Source organism: Curtobacterium sp. VKM Ac-2884 (assembly GCF_015350945.1).
In the GTDB taxonomy this organism is placed as follows: domain Bacteria; phylum Actinomycetota; class Actinomycetes; order Actinomycetales; family Microbacteriaceae; genus Curtobacterium.
On record NZ_JADKSA010000004.1, the window covers coordinates 113,161 to 127,695 of the forward strand.

The following is a 14,535-nucleotide window of genomic DNA, read 5'->3' on the forward strand; positions in this document are numbered from 1 at the left end:
GGCGGGGGTGTGGCGGAGCCGCCACGGGCCTCCCGTCCGCACCGCGCCGACCGTACCGCCGCGGATCGTGAGCAGGAATGGTCGCGTCCGCGCTGCCGACCCGACCGTTTCTGCTCACGAAGTGGCCGCGGGAGCGCGCGACCCGCGGGTCAGTCGACGTCGATGACCGTCAGGCGCCGCGTCGGACGGGTCATCGCGACGTAGACCGCGGCCGCCGGGCGCGCAGCGTCGGCACCGACACGGTCGGGGTCGACGAGCAGCACGCCGTCGAACTCGAGGCCCTTGGCGTCCGCGCCGGTCAGCACCGTGAGCGACCCGGCGTGCGGCGAGGCGAGCCCGCGCACGTCGGCCTCGGTGCGTGTGAGCCGCTGCCGGACGGCGTCGACCTCGGACTCCGGGACGATCACCCCGATGGTGCCGGCACCGATCCGCGACCGTTCGGCGTCGGCGACCGACACGACCGTGTCGAGCAGGTCGGCGCGGGCGACGCGGACGCGCTCGACGGGGTCGCCGTCGCGCACGGCCTCGTTGCGGGTGACGGTCAGGCCGGCACCGTCGGCGAACACACCGGCGGCCTCGACGATCGACCGCGGGGTGCGGTAGTTCACGGTGAGCTGCTCGATGCGGTGGTCGAGCGGCACGAGCGGTGCCCGGCCACGGCGTCGGCGGGCGAGCGCGCCGAGCACGTCGTCCCAGGTGCGCGCGGCCCCGGGCGAGGAGCCCTGCGCCATGTCGCCGACGATCGTGAAGGAGCGCAGCGGGTTGCGGCGGGCGAGCACGCGCCACTGCATCGGCGAGAGCTCCTGCGCCTCGTCGACCACGATGTGCCCGTAGGTCCACTCGCGGTCGTCGGCGGCGCGCTCCGCGGTCGAGCGGGGGTCGCCGCCCTCGGCGAACGAGCCGGCGACCTGTTCGGCGGTGACGATGCCCTCGACGCCCATGTTCTCGATCGCCTGCCGCGCGTTCTCGATGTCACGGTTCCGGCTGGCCTTCGCCGCGCGCTTGGCGGCGCCGCCGGTCGGGTCGAACGGGCCGAGCAGTTCGGCGGCCTCGTCGAGCAGGGGGACGTCCTCGACCGTCCAGGCACCACCGCGTGCGCGCTGCAGCAGGGCACGGCGCTCCGGGGTCCAGTCCGGGGTCAGCGAGGCGAGCCAGTTCGGACGGGCGTACAGGTCCTCGAGGAACTTCTCCGGGGGCAGCGGCAGCCACGCGGTGTTGAGCAGCACCCGGGCGTCGTAGGAGCTCCGGATGTCCTCGCGCAGGACCTTCTCGTCGGCTTCGTCCACCGTCGTCCCACGCTCGCGCAGCTGTTCGGCGAGCAGCCGGGTCATCGCGTCGAGCGCCAGCTTGTTGAACGTCACGCGCGCGGCGTTGTGGGGCTTGCCGCGGTCCTGGGCGCGCTTCATCGCATCGGCCACGAGCTGCGGCGGCACCACGAGCCGCTCGCCCTCGACGTCGAGGGTCACCGACTCGGTCGGCACCACCTGGCGGGACCGCACGGCGCGGCGCAGGAGCGCAGCCGTCTGCGCGGAGCCCTTCACGGCGGCGACGTCACGGGCGTCGTGGGTCGTCGCGTGCACCCCCGGGTAGAGCGAACCGAGCGAGGCCATCACGACGCCGGTCTCACCGAGCGACGGCAGGACCTGTTCGATGTACGTCAGGAACGCGGGCGACGGACCGACCATCAGGACGCCGGAGCCCCGCAGCCGCTCGCGGTACGAGTACAGCAGGTACGCGGCACGGTGCAGCGCCACGGCGGTCTTGCCGGTGCCGGGGCCGCCCTGCACGATCAGGACGCCCTCGAGCGGTGAGCGGATGATGCGGTCCTGCTCGCCCTGGATGGTGGCGACGATGTCGGTCATCCGGCCGGTGCGCTCGGCGGTCACGGCGGCCAGCAGCGCCCCCTCGCCCTGCAGGTGGGTGCGCTCGTCGTCGTAGAGCGAGGCGTCGAACACCTCGTCCTCGACGCCGACCACGCGACGGCCCTCGAGCGACAGGTGGCGACGCGAGCGCATCCCCATCGGGTGCGCCGCGGTGGCCTGGTAGAACGCGCTGGCACCGGGCACACGCCAGTCGAGCAGCAGCGGACGGTGATCGGCGTCGCGGAGCCCCACCCGGCCGATGTACCGGAAGGCGTCCTCGGAGCTGTCGGGCTCGGAGACCTCGAGCCGGCCGAAGACCAGACGGTCCCCCACGCGCTCCAGGGTCGCCACGGTGTCTTCGTAGAGTCGGGCGTACGCGTCGCGCTCGCTGCGGCTCTGGTGGTTCCCGCCGACCGCCTGACGACGGGTCTCGGCGAGACGCTGCTCGGCCTCGGCGGTCAGCTCGTCGAGACGGCGGAAGAGGCCGTCCACGTAGCCGCGCTCGCGGTCGATCTCGGTCGGTTCGGACACACGCAACCCTTCGGGAAGAGGGGAATCCAGTGTACTGCCCGCTGGAGGCCCGCAGTTCCCGAAGGGTCGTCGGTCACATCTCTTCGTGCGTGTCCGGGTCTGCGTCCCACAGCCGACCGCGCTCGAGGCCGGAGATGGCCTGCACCTCGGCGTCGGTCAGCTCGAAGCCGAACACGTCGAGGTTCTCGCGCTGCCGGGTAGCGTCGGCCGACTTCGGCACCGGCACGGCACCGAGCTGGACGTGCCACCGCAGCACGACCTGGCCGGGGGTCACGCCGTGGGCCGCTGCGGCGTCGGTGATCGGCTGCTCGGTGAGGAGCTCCGACCGGACCGCGAGCGGGCTCCAGCTCTCGGTCACGATGCCGAGCTCCTGGTGCACCTTCCGCAGTTCTGCCTGCGGGAAGTACGGGTGCAGCTCGACCTGGTTCACGGCCGGGGCGACACCGGTCGCGTCGATGATGCGGCGCAGGTGCTCCGGGGTGAAGTTCGAGACGCCGATCGAGCGGACCTTGCCGCTGTCACGCAGGTCGACGAACGCCTTCCAGGTGTCGACGAACCGGTCCACCGACGGGTTCGGCCAGTGGATCAGGTACAGGTCGACGTGGTCGAGCCCGAGGTTGCCCAGGGTCTCGTCGATCGAGCGGTGCGCCTCGTCGTAGCCGTGGTGGCGGCCGGGGAGCTTCGACGTGACGACGAGGTCCTCGCGTGCCACGTCGGACTCGCGGACGGCGCGGCCGACGGCATCTTCGTTGCCGTAGTTCAGCGCCGTGTCGAGCAGCCGGTAGCCGCTGGCGATCGCGGTGCCGACCGCGGCCGCACCCTCGTCGCCGTTCAGGCCGTAGGTGCCGAGGCCGAGCTCCGGGAACCGGTGGCCGTCGTTCAGCTCGATGGTCGGGGCACCGACCTGCATCAGCGCACCCCGAGCAGGTCGATCACGAAGATCAGGGTCTTGCCGGACAGGAAGTGGCCGCCACCGGCGGGACCGTAGGCGAGCTCCGGCGGGACGACGAGCTTGCGGCGACCGCCGACCTTCATGCCGGGGATGCCCTCCTGCCAGCCGCGCACGAGCGCTGCGAGCGGGAAGTCGATGGGCTCACCGCGGTTCCACGAGCTGTCGAACTCCTCGCCGGTCTCGTACTCGACGCCGGCGTAGTGCACCTTGACGGTCGAGCCAGCGGACGCTTCCTCGCCGGAGCCCTCGACGATGTCGGTGATGACGAGGTCGGTGGGGGCCGGGCCCTCGGGCGCGTCGAACTCGGGCTTGCTGTTGAGGTCAGTCATGCGATCCAGTCAACCAGAGCGCGGCAACGGCAGACGCAACGGCCACCCAGGCCGCAGAATGGTTCCACCGTGACACGACCCACTCCCGCACCGCCGCGCCGCCGCCTGCTCGCCGACCTCACCCCGCTCCGCCGATCCCCCGCCTTCGCCCGGCTCTGGGCGGGCACCGCCATCGCCGGGATCGGCACGCAGATGACCACGGTGGCGGTCGGGCTCGAGGTGTACGAGATCACGCACTCCACCTTCGCGGTGGCGCTCGTGGGGGTCATCGCCCTGCTGCCGATGGTGGTCGCCGGCCTGTACGGCGGCATGCTCGCGGACGCCTTCGACCGCCGAACGGTCGCGCTCGTGTCGTCGATCATCGCCTGGGTCGCGGTCGCCCTCATCGCCACGCACTCGTGGCTCGGGCTGCACAGCGTCGCACTGCTCTACGTCCTGGCGACCGTGAACGCCGTCGCCGCGACCGTGAGCAACGCCTCGCGTTCGGCGATCGTGCCGCGACTCGTCGGCACCGACCTGCTGCCAGCCGCGAGCGCCCTGGGCGGGATCGCCTCGGGGTTCCAGGTCACCGTCGGACCGGCCGTCGCCGGTGTCCTGATCGCGAGCGTCGGGTTCGCCCCGACCTACACGATCGACGTCGTCCTGTTCACCTTCGCGTTCCTCGGGGTGTTCACGCTGCCGCGGATGGCGGCCGAACACGGTGCCCTCCGCCCGGGCCTGAGCTCCCTCGTCGAGGGCGCACGGTTCCTGCGGAGGTCGCGCAACATCACCATGACGTTCGTGCTCGACATCGTCGCGATGACGTTCGGCCAGCCCCGCGTCCTGTTCCCCGCGATCGGGGCGCTCGTGATCGGCGGCGGATCGATCACCGTGGGCACCCTCACGGCCGCCTACGCGATCGGCGCGCTGCTGTCGAGCGTCTTCTCCGGGCCGCTCGGACACGTGCGCCGCCAGGGTGAGGCGGTCGGGTGGGCCATCACCGCGTACGGCGGCGCGATCGCGGCGTTCGGCGTCGTCATCGCGCTCGCGCACGTGCTCGGCGGACGATCGGGCGAGTCGTTCTCCGTCGAGATCCTGCCCGCGCTCGGGTTGGCGGCCCTGTTCCTGGCGGCGGCCGGCGGTGCGGACAACGTCAGCTCGGTGTTCCGGAACACGATCCTGCAGGCAGCGTCGCCGGACGGCATGCGCGGCCGGCTGCAGGGCATCTTCATCGTGGTCGTCACAGGAGGCCCGCGGCTCGGCGACCTCTACGCGGGTCTGGTCGTCGCGGCCGGCATCGCGTACCCGCCGATCATCGGCGGCGTGCTCATCGTGGCGCTCGTCGCGCTGCTCCTCCGCCTCGTCCCCTCCTTCCGCCGCTACGACGCCCTGCACCCCCACGCCAACTGACGCCCGAGACTCGGGGCCGCTGCGCCGAGACTCGGCCCCAGCGACAGTCCTCGGGGCGCGCAGCGCGCGATCTGTCGCTCAGCCCGAGACTCGGCAGCGGCCACCGGACGCGACCACGGGACGGCCTGGAGGCGCGTGGCGGCGCCGCCACGGGCCTCCAGGCCGTCACGTGTCGGGTACCGTACAACGCATGCCGGACAGCGCATCGCGCGACCTCCAGCGGACGGGAGTCCGCGCCGTCGTCCGGCGCACCTACCACTCGGTCATCCGGCACCGCGTCGTCGACGCGGCGGCGTCGCTGACGTTCTTCGCGCTGCTGACCGTGTTCCCCACCGCGCTGACCGTGGTGTCCGCGCTGTCGATCGTCGACCGCAAGGGCGACAGCCTGGCCGACATCATCGGTGTGCTCGGGTTCATCCTGCGCCCGGAGACGGCCGAGCACCTCGAGACCCCGCTGCGCCAACTGCTGACCCTCGACAACCCGTGGCTCGGCTTCGCGACCGGCGTCGTGCTGACGCTGTGGTCGCTGTCCGGGTACGCGACGGCGTTCGGGCGGGCGATGAACACCTCGTACGAGGTCGAGGAGGGTCGGCGGATCTGGAAGTTCCGCAGCATGATGCTCCTCGTGACGCTGCTCGTGATGGCGGGCGGCGCGATCGCGATCGTGATCCTGCTCGGCACCCCGACGATCTCGGCGGCGATCGTCGCGTCGTTCGGGTGGGCACCGTGGATCGACGACGTGTGGAACGTCGTGAAGTGGCCCGTGCTCGCCGCCGACCTCGTCGTGATGGTCGCGGTCCTGTACTACGCGACCCCGAACGTGAAGACGCCGCAGCTGCGGTGGGTGTCCGCCGGTGCCGCGTTCGCCATCGTCACCTGGGCGCTCGCGACCCTCGGCTTCGCCGTCTACGTCGAGACGATCGGCGGCGGGAACCGTGCGTACGGGTGGCTCGGCGGCGGGATCCTGCTGCTCGTCTACCTGTACATCTCGAACTTCGTGCTCGTGGTCGGCGGTGAGCTCGACTCCGAGGTGATCCGGATGCGGCAGCTCCTGGCCGGCATCGAGGCCGACGAGTCGATCCGGTTGCCGCTGCGCGACGTCACCCGCAACTTCACGCTCGCCCGCTGGCGGGACGCCGACATCGCCGCGGCGCGGAACGTCCGGACCACCGCGGCCCAGGTCGCCGCCGACGAGGACGTCGAGCCGACCCCGGCGCAGGAACACCTGCGCGACGTGGCCCAGCAGGTGCGCGTCGGCGAGACTCCGATGCCTTGAGGCGGTCGTGCCGCCCTTGCTTGCGCTGGTCGCGCTGGTTGCGCTGGTTGCGCGTCAGCGCTCGCGCGCCGCTTGGTCCAGCATCTCCTCGGTGACCACCGGGATCGCACCGGTCGCGAGCTCGATGCCGGACAGCCGCGCCGGGCTCAGCACTCGCTGCACCTGGTCCTCGTCCATCAGACCGGCAGCCACGACGAGCGTCGAGATCGGCGTCGACGTGGTCAGCGCCGTGTGCGCGATCGACGCCGCAGCCGCGTAGCCGATGTACGGGGTCAGGGCCGTGACCACCCCGACGTTCGTGTCGACCTGCGCCGCGAGCTTCGCCTCGTTCGCCTCGATGCCCGTCACGCAGTGCTCGCGCAACGTCGCACAGCCCCGTGACATCCACTGCAGCGACTGCAGGATCGAGTGCGCGATGATCGGCTCGAACGCGTTGAGCTGGAGCTGACCGCCCTCGGCTGCCATCGTCACGGTGGTGTCGGCGCCGACCACGGCGAACGCGATCTGGTTCACGACCTCGGGGATCACCGGGTTCACCTTGCCCGGCATGATCGACGAGCCCGCCTGGCGCGCCGGCAGGGTGATCTCGCCGAGTCCCGCCTGCGGCCCGGACGCGAGCAGCCGCAGGTCGTTGCAGATCTTCGAGAGCTTCGCGGCACTGCGCTTCACCGTGCCGGACAGCGTCATGAAGGCGCCGGCGTCACTCGTCGCCTCGATCAGGTCCGGTGCCGTCACGACGTCGATGCCGCTGGCGTCCTGCAGCTGCCGGCGGACCTCGTCGCGGTAGAGCGGGTCCGCGGTGATCCCGGTGCCGATCGCCGTCGCACCGAGGTTCATCTCGGCCAGCAGCGGCAGGACCTTGCGGAGCAGGTCGGCGTCCTCCTGGATCGTGTGCGAGAAGCCGGTGAACTCCTGCCCGAGGGTCATCGGCACGGCGTCCTGCAGCTGCGTGCGGCCGACCTTGAGCACGTCGGCGAAGGCGTTCCCCCGCTCGGCGAACGCCGCGGAGAGCTGCTCGAGCTGTTCGATGAGCCGCCGGGCGGAGAAGATCATCGCGATCTTGATGCTCGTCGGGTACGTGTCGTTCGTCGACTGGCTGCGGTTCACGTGGTCGATCGGGTGCAGGTACCCGTAGTCGCCCCGCTCGCGACCGAGGAGCTCGAGGGCCCGGTTCGCCAGGACCTCGTTCGTGTTCATGTTCGTGCTCGTGCCGGCACCGCCCTGCACGATGTCGACGACGAACTGCTCACGCAGGGCGCCGTCCCGCACCTCCTGCGCAGCACGGTCGATGGCGTCGGCGCGCTCGTCGTCGAGGACCCCGATCGCCCGGTTCGCCCGCGCAGCCGCCTGCTTCACGGTGGCGAGCGCCTCGATGAGGTCCGGGTACACCGAGATCGGCACCGACGTGATCGGGAAGTTCTCCAGTGCCCGCAGGGTGTTGATGCCCCAGTACGCGTCGATCGGGACCTCACGCGACCCCAACGAGTCGCTCTCGGTACGGGTCTGCGCCCCGGTGGGGGCCTGTGCTGCTTCGTTGCCGGTCACACGTCGAGGCTAGCCCAGTCCGTCCGGCCGGTCCGGGAGCCGGGCGGGAGCGCGCACATGGTGAGCAGGAATGGTCGGGTCGCCGGAACGCACCCGACCATTTCTGCTCACGAAGCGCGCGTCGCGTCAGCGCCGCCCACACCCAGCCGGACGGGAGGCGCGGTGCCAGGCCGCCACGGGCCTCCCGTCCGGTGGACGCGAGCCAGCGCGTGCCCGTGGATGGTGAGCAGGAATGGTCGGGTCGCCGGAACGCACCCGACCATTCCTGCTCACGAAGCGCGCGTCGCGCGCACCCCGCGTCAGTGGAACTGGGGGACGATGAGGTAGATGCCGTACAGCACGACGGCGCCGCAGACCGCGTAGCAGAGGATCGCGAGCGCCCGGAAGGCACGCACCGCGGTCGTCGCTCCTGCGGGGTTCGGGAACCCGGCGGTCGCCGGACCGATCGTGCCGTCGTCCTTCACGGTGAACTTGCCCGCGCGGGTGTCCGCGGCGCTCCAGAACCGGAGACCGACGGAGTACACGGCGACGACGAAGCACGACGAGACCACGGCGACGAGCGCCACGGTGAGGAATGCGAACCAGTCGATACCCATCAGCGATCTCCCACCGTGAGGAATGCGAAACGGCGTCCGTCAAGCGCGATTCCCATCAGCGACGGCCTCCCTTGCGTGCGGCCATGCGACGGAGCGTGCGCTCGCGGCTCAGAGCTGCGCGGCGGTCCGCGACGGCGTCGGCGCGCTTCTTGCGCTGCAGGTCGCGCAGTTCCTTGCGGGTGTACACGGCGTTCGCGGCGACGTCGACCTCGATGGCCGAGGCCTGCTCGTGCGGCTTCCGGAGCGACCACAGGTACAGGCCGAGGATCACGGCGGCGCCGACGATGGCGTCGATCACGAGGCCGATGACGCCCAGGCGTGCGATGCCCGAAGCCACCGCGCCGACGGCTGCGGCGGCGGGCAGCGTGATGAACCAGGCGATGACGATCTTGCCGGCGGTGGACCACTGGATCTTCGAGCCGCGGCGGCCGAGCCCGGCGCCGATGATCGAGCCGGAGGACACCTGCGTGGTCGAGAGCGCGAAGCCGAGGTGGCTGGACGCCAGGATCGTCGCGGCGGTCGAGGCCTCGGCCGCGAAGCCCTGGGTGGCCCGGATCTCGGTGATGCCGGACCCGAGCGTGCGGATGATGCGCCACCCGCCCGTGTAGGTGCCGAGGGCGATCGCCAGGGCACAGGCGACGACGACCCAGAACTGCACGCCCTGGTTCGACGACTGCGCCCCCGAGGCGATCAGCGTCAGCGTGATGACACCCATCGTCTTCTGGGCGTCGTTCGTGCCGTGCGCGAGCGACACCATCGACGAGGTGAAGATCTGCCCGACGCGGAAGCCGCCGCGCTCGTTCGGGAACACCGGGCGCTTCGTGATCCGGTACGCGATGCGGGTCGACAGGAACGACACGAGCGACGCGATCACCGGCGACGCGAAGGCCGGGATGATGACGACCGTCAGCAGCGCGACGTAGTTGACGGACTGGAACCCGGCGCCGACGATCGCGGCGCCGATCAGTCCGCCGAACAGCGCGTGCGACGACGACGAGGGCAGCCCGCGGAGCCACGTGATCATGTTCCACACGACCGCTCCGATGAGCCCCGCGAAGATCATCTCCGGTGAGATCGCGACGCCGCCCGGGCCCTCGTTGATGAGGCCGTGCGAGATCGAGGTCGCCACCGCGGTGCTGAGGAACGCACCGACGAGGTTGAGCACCGCGGCGACCGTGACCGCGACCTTGGGCTTCATGGCCCCGGTCGCGATCGGAGTCGCCATCGCGTTGGCGGTGTCGTGAAAACCGTTTGTGAAGTCGAAGAAGAGGGCCAACGCGATGACCAGGACGACTATGAGTGTGATGTCCACCGCGGGCCAGTGTTCCCCATCGACGGCCTCCGGAGCAAACCTGATCGGCAACCTGCTGTTCACCGGAGCTTCAGACTCGTTCAGATTCGGAACCATGCCGATGCGAGAATGAGTCCCATGGACACCGTCGAGCTCCTCATCCTGTTGGTCGGATCGCTCGCGGTGACCGGGTTCGCACGGGCCAAGGGACTCCCCGCTCCGCTGCTCGTGACGGCGGTCGCGCTCGCAGCCTCGTTCCTGCCGGGGCTCCCCGCGATGGAGATCGACTCCGAGGTGATCCTGACGGTGATCCTGCCGCCGCTGCTCTACTCGGCGGCGCTCGACGTGTCGTGGCAGAGCTTCCGGACGTCGATCAAGCAGATCCGGCGTCTCGGCATCTTCCTGGTCATCGTGACGGCACTCGTGGTCGGCGCGGTGGCGTACTTCCTGATCCCGGACATGACCCTGCCCGCGGCGATCCTGCTCGGTGCGATCGTCGCCCCGCCGGACGCCGTCTCCGCCGCCGCGATCGGTCGCAAGCTCGGGCTCCCCCGCCGGGTGATGACGGTGCTGTCCGGCGAGAGCCTGATCAACGACGCCGCGTCCCTGACCCTGGTGCGCGTGTTCACCCTGATCATCGCGGGGACGTCGCTCACCGTCTGGCAGGACCTCGGCATCTTCGGCTTGGCGATCGGCGTCGGCCTGGCCGTCGGCATCGTGCTCGGTGTCGTCGTGCACTGGATCCGGATGCGGCTCAACGACCCCGTGGTCGAGACGATCATGAGCATCCTGCTGCCCTTCGTCGCCTACATCCTGGCCGAGGACCTGTCCGGTTCCGGCGTCATCGCGGTCGTCACGGCCGGCCTGTACATCGGCTACAACTCGCCGAAGGAGGGCTACGCCACCCGACTGCAGGAGCGTCCGCTGTGGACCAGCATCGACGTCATCCTCGAGGGCTTCGTCTTCGCCCTGATCGGCCTGCAGCTCAACACCGTGGTGCAGGACCTGGTCGAGAGCGAACGGAGTCTCGGCCAGACACTCACCGCCGCGGCCGTGGTGCTCGGCGTCGTGATCCTGGTGCGGCCGCTCTTCATCTTCGAGTCGTACGTGCGCAACCGCGTCAACGGGCGATGGCTCCGTCCGCTGCGCATCAAGCTCTCCCGGGGCCACCCGTCGCTGCGGTGGATGCGCGGGACGGCCGAGCCGAAGCTCAACTGGCGCGAGCTCACCGTCATCTCGTGGACCGGCATGCGCGGCGTGGTCACCCTCGCCGCCGCGGTGTCCGTGGTCGCGAGCCCGACGCAGATCCCCGCACAGGACACGATCTTCATCATCGCGTTCTTCGTCACCGTCGGCACCCTGCTGCTGCAGGGCCTGACCCTGCCCTTCGTCATCCGTGCACTCAAGGTGCAGGACCCGGCCGAGGGCGAAGAGGACGTCCGGAGCGAGATGCGCCTGAACCAGCGCACGACCGAGGCCGCGATCGAGCTGCTCGAGAAGCGTCGTCCGGACTGGTCGAAGCAGTACGGCGACGTCGCCGTCGACTCGGTGGTGAACCGGCTGAAGGCACGGCTCGAGCGACAGGTCGAGACCTTCCGCCAGGACGCCGAGGAAGAAGAGGTCGAGGAGCGCAACGCCCCGATGCGCCTGCGCGGCTCGCAGATCCAGGACATCCGGCGCGAGCTGCTCGACCGCCGACGCGAGATCGTGCTCGAGGAGCGCGAGAAGGGCAACCTCGACGAAGAGGTCATGCGCCGCGTGCTCGTGACCCTCGACGCCGAAGAACTCGCGATGGACTCGGCGCAGGCGTCACGCAGCCGCTCCTGAGGGCCTCGGGCGTATCCTGGCGCTCCGATCGAGTACAGGAGCACAACGCCGAGTGAGCACGCCGCGGAACGACGTCCCGAAGAACGACGACACCCCGGACCGTCCCGGAGCGTCCCGGCCGACGTCGCCCCCGAAGCCACGCAGCACACGGCCCTCGGCCCGTGGGACCAAGCCCCGTCGCGGCGCGAAGGTCGCCGGTTCCACCCGACCGGCACCACGCCGCCAGGCACCCGTGCCGGAACCGCAGCAGCACGGCGCGTACCGGCGCTGGTACTCGACGCTGCACCCGTCGCTCCAGCTCATCGGGCTGCAGCTCTGGATGCCGCTCTTCTTCATCGTCGGTTTCTGCCTCTGCTACGTGTTCGCGTTCCACGCACCGCACCCGCACGACGTGCCGATCGCGCTCGTCGGCAGCGACCCGACGCTCGTCGCCGCCGTGCAGAAGGCGTTGCCGGGCGAGTTCGTGTTCCACACCTACGACTCCCTCGCCGCGGCGAAGCGGGACGTGCTCGCCGGCTCGATGGCGGTCGCGTACGACCCCGCGACGAACGAGTTCTTCAAGGCGAGCGCCCACCAGTTCCAGGTCGCGAGCCTCGTGCCGGCGACGCTGACCGCGGTGCTGACCGGGATCGGGGTCGCGACTCCGACGGTCACCGAGCTCGCTCCCCTGCCCGCGTGGGACGAGTACGGCACCGTCCCGATGTACGTCATGCTCGCCTGGTGCATCGGCGGCTACATGGTCGCGATGTTCATCGGGATCATGGGCGGCCCGCTCCGGCACCGCACCCGCATGACCGTCATCGTCGTCGGCGGCCTCGTCATCTCCCTCATCACGAACACGCTCGCCGGTCCGGTCGTCGGCGCCATCCACGGCCACTGGATCCAGCTCGTGCTCATCGCCTGGGGGTGGATCGTCGCGATCGGTCTCGCCGTCAACGGGCTGAGCTACTTCGTCGGCCGGTTCATCGCCGCCCCCGCCATGATCTGCTTCGTGTTCCTGTCGATGCCGTCGTCCGGCGGGGCGTACCCGAAGTGGTTCATGCCGGAGCCGTTCGCCTGGCTCAACAACGTCGTCGTCGGTTCCAGCATGGTCGACATGATCAAGCACCAGATCTACGGCGTCGGCCCCGGCCCGGCCCGCGGCCTGATCACGATGGGCTGCTACGCGGCGGTCGGCCTGGTGCTCATGTACTTCGGCAAGAAGTGGTGGGAACGCCGACGCATCCGCGCCATCGTCACCGGCCGGACCACGATGTTCCAGGACGCCAACACCGCCAACCGCGAGTTCCTCGGCAAGGAGCGCGACGCCGAGCTCGAGCGCCACGGCCTCGAGTCCACCGAGACGGGCACCCTGAGCGTCCTGAGCGACGACGACTGGGAGGACGCCCGCGTCGGCGGCGACGTCTTCACCGGCGGCCGCGACGGCCTCGAGACCGAGACCACCCCCACCGGCCGCATCCCCGTGGTGCGGACCGGAGAGCGCACGGGAGGCGCGGGGACCGGACCGCGCACGCGTCCCGTCCCACGCACCGGGGGCTCCAGGGCACCGGCTCGGTCCGACACGTCGGCCCGCGTCGACACGTCGGACGAGCCGCCGCACGGCCGGCACGCGGACCGGTGAGGTGCCGGCGGCGCGTATCCTGGGGGGCATGAACCCCCGCATCACCTGGCACCGCGTCCTCGTCACCGTCGTCGTCGTGCTCCTCGTGCTGACGGTCGGCTTCTACGTCGCGAGCATCGTGCTCGCGCCCGCCGACGGCCGGAACACCGCCGGGCTCTTCGTCGGCTGGGCGATGTTCGCCATGGTCGGCGCGATCGTGTTCGGGATCATCGACTTCTTCGTCCGGCCCCTCGGTGGTCGCAGCGGGGACGCCGAGGTCATCGCCGCCGCCGAGGAAGCACGCACCGGCAGCACCCGCACCCAGCAGACCCGCTGATCCGCTGATCCGCTGATCCGCTGATCCGCTCTACGCGGGTGTCTCGACACCCGTCCCGGTGAAGCCCGCGACCGTCGCGTCGTCGTCGGCGAACGTGAAGCGTGCACGCACCGACCCCCCGCGGAGCACCCCGGGGAGCCAGTACTTCGCGTCGTCCCACATCGCCTCGTAGGGGACGTCGGCGACCGGGATCCACCGCGGCTCGAGCTCGTCGGAGCCCGACGGGCTGCCCTGCCAGCGGCGGCACACGAAGACGTCCGAGACCTGGGACCAGGACGGCCGGTACGGGAACCGGTAGTCCAACGTGCCACGGGCCTCCAGGTCGACCGTCTCGAGACGCAGGTCGACCTCTTCGCGGACCTCGCGCACGGCGGTGTCGACCGCCGTCTCACCGGGCTCGCGCTTGCCGCCCGGGCCGACCAACCGACCGGTGCCGAGACCGCGGCGCTTCTCCCCGAGCAGGACCTCGGGCCCGCGCTCGCCGTCGCGCAGCAGGTAGACGACGACCACTCGGGGGTGCTGGGACTTGCTCTCGTCGCGCGGGGTCACCCGTCCAGTCTGGCCGAAGATGTGTCGTACGCTCTTCCCATGGCAGGCGTGCTGCGGGGGCACCATGGCTGAGCCCCGCAGGACCGGGCGCAGCCTCGAAGTGCTGCGCGCCGAGGCCGCCGAGGAGATCTCGATGCTCGTCGAGCACCGGAGCCGCCAGGGCGAGGACCCGTGGGAGTTCATGCCGACGCTCCCCACGGTGGACGAGCAGGTCGTGCTCATCCTCCGGGCCGACGCGGTCGACCTCGACGCCGCGATCGGCAAGCGGCACGCCCAGTGGTCGATGCACCCCGCGTCCGGTCAGGGCACCGTCCTCGGCGAGGAGTACCACCGGTTGCGCCGGATCGCGCTGCAGCACCCCGAGCTCACCCAGGCGGTGTGGAAGCTCATGGGCGCCCTGCCCGACGCGAGCTGAGGTCCACGCACAACGCACGCGGACGTGTGTGCGATT

Annotated in this window: 13 protein-coding genes; 6 read left to right on the plus strand and 7 right to left on the minus strand. The window is 70.8% G+C overall.

The features are described 5' to 3' along the window. Window positions 1-149: 149 nt before the first annotated feature. The 3 genes from ITJ60_RS12090 to ITJ60_RS12100 all read right to left on the minus strand — a co-directional run bounded on the left by ITJ60_RS12090 (window position 150) and on the right by ITJ60_RS12100 (window position 3,674). On the minus strand, window positions 150-2,393 hold the full coding sequence (locus ITJ60_RS12090) for an AAA family ATPase (protein WP_307860854.1): 2,244 nt from the start codon (window positions 2,391-2,393) through the stop codon (window positions 150-152). Between the two features lie 73 nt (window positions 2,394-2,466). Next, window positions 2,467-3,303 (minus strand): aldo/keto reductase, encoded by an 837-nt coding sequence (locus tag ITJ60_RS12095; RefSeq protein ID WP_111084570.1) that lies wholly within the window; start codon window positions 3,301-3,303, stop codon window positions 2,467-2,469. Then, window positions 3,303-3,674, minus strand: coding sequence for an FKBP-type peptidyl-prolyl cis-trans isomerase (locus ITJ60_RS12100; protein WP_123293932.1), 372 nt, complete (start codon window positions 3,672-3,674; stop codon window positions 3,303-3,305). Before ITJ60_RS12100 ends, ITJ60_RS12095 begins: the two co-directional genes overlap by 1 nt. A 69-nt stretch (window positions 3,675-3,743) precedes the next feature. Between ITJ60_RS12100 and ITJ60_RS12105 the strand changes: the two genes are divergently transcribed. Together ITJ60_RS12105 and ITJ60_RS12110 are read left to right on the plus strand one after the other, a co-directional pair. Further along, the gene (locus tag ITJ60_RS12105) at window positions 3,744-5,063 is read left to right on the plus strand and encodes an MFS transporter (protein WP_194648101.1); all 1,320 of its coding nucleotides are present in this window, start codon (window positions 3,744-3,746) and stop codon (window positions 5,061-5,063) included. Between the two features lie 190 nt (window positions 5,064-5,253). After that, on the plus strand, window positions 5,254-6,339 hold the full coding sequence (locus ITJ60_RS12110) for a YihY/virulence factor BrkB family protein (protein ID WP_194648102.1): 1,086 nt from the start codon (window positions 5,254-5,256) through the stop codon (window positions 6,337-6,339). 54 nt (window positions 6,340-6,393) lie between these two features. Here the strand turns inward: ITJ60_RS12110 and ITJ60_RS12115 are convergent, their stop codons facing one another. The 3 genes from ITJ60_RS12115 to ITJ60_RS12125 form a co-directional block, all read right to left on the minus strand. Continuing rightward, on the minus strand, window positions 6,394-7,884 hold the full coding sequence (locus ITJ60_RS12115) for an aspartate ammonia-lyase (protein WP_111084566.1): 1,491 nt from the start codon (window positions 7,882-7,884) through the stop codon (window positions 6,394-6,396). 299 nt (window positions 7,885-8,183) lie between these two features. After that, window positions 8,184-8,480 carry a hypothetical protein gene (locus ITJ60_RS12120; protein ID WP_111084565.1) on the minus strand — a complete coding sequence of 99 codons (297 nt, stop codon included), beginning with the start codon at window positions 8,478-8,480 and terminating at the stop codon, window positions 8,184-8,186. A 55-nt stretch (window positions 8,481-8,535) separates the two neighbouring features. Beyond that, window positions 8,536-9,792: an inorganic phosphate transporter gene (locus tag ITJ60_RS12125; RefSeq protein WP_123673409.1), complete on the minus strand. Its 1,257-nt coding sequence runs from the start codon at window positions 9,790-9,792 to the stop codon at window positions 8,536-8,538. A 117-nt stretch (window positions 9,793-9,909) separates the two neighbouring features. Here ITJ60_RS12125 and ITJ60_RS12130 point away from each other — a divergent pair, with 117 nt between their 5' ends. The 3 genes from ITJ60_RS12130 to ITJ60_RS12140 are packed head-to-tail and all read left to right on the plus strand — an operon-like array spanning window position 9,910 to window position 13,535. Continuing rightward, a complete protein-coding gene (locus ITJ60_RS12130; protein ID WP_194648103.1) occupies window positions 9,910-11,598 on the plus strand; it encodes a cation:proton antiporter in 1,689 nt (562 codons plus the stop codon). A 52-nt stretch (window positions 11,599-11,650) separates the two neighbouring features. Beyond that, window positions 11,651-13,219, plus strand: coding sequence for an ABC transporter permease (locus ITJ60_RS12135; RefSeq protein WP_194648104.1), 1,569 nt, complete (start codon window positions 11,651-11,653; stop codon window positions 13,217-13,219). A gap of 28 nt (window positions 13,220-13,247) precedes the next feature. Then, window positions 13,248-13,535, plus strand: a complete 288-nt coding sequence (locus ITJ60_RS12140; protein WP_111084562.1) for a hypothetical protein — start codon at window positions 13,248-13,250, stop codon at window positions 13,533-13,535. Window positions 13,536-13,565: 30 nt separating this feature from the next. Here the strand turns inward: ITJ60_RS12140 and ITJ60_RS12145 are convergent, their stop codons facing one another. Beyond that, window positions 13,566-14,084, minus strand: coding sequence for an 8-oxo-dGTP diphosphatase (locus tag ITJ60_RS12145; RefSeq protein ID WP_194648105.1), 519 nt, complete (start codon window positions 14,082-14,084; stop codon window positions 13,566-13,568). Between the two features lie 64 nt (window positions 14,085-14,148). On the opposite strand from ITJ60_RS12145, the gene ITJ60_RS12150 reads away from it, so the two are divergent. Further along, window positions 14,149-14,499, plus strand: a complete 351-nt coding sequence (locus tag ITJ60_RS12150) for a tryptophan synthase subunit alpha (protein WP_123294181.1) — start codon at window positions 14,149-14,151, stop codon at window positions 14,497-14,499. The last annotated feature ends 36 nt before the right edge of the window (window positions 14,500-14,535 follow it).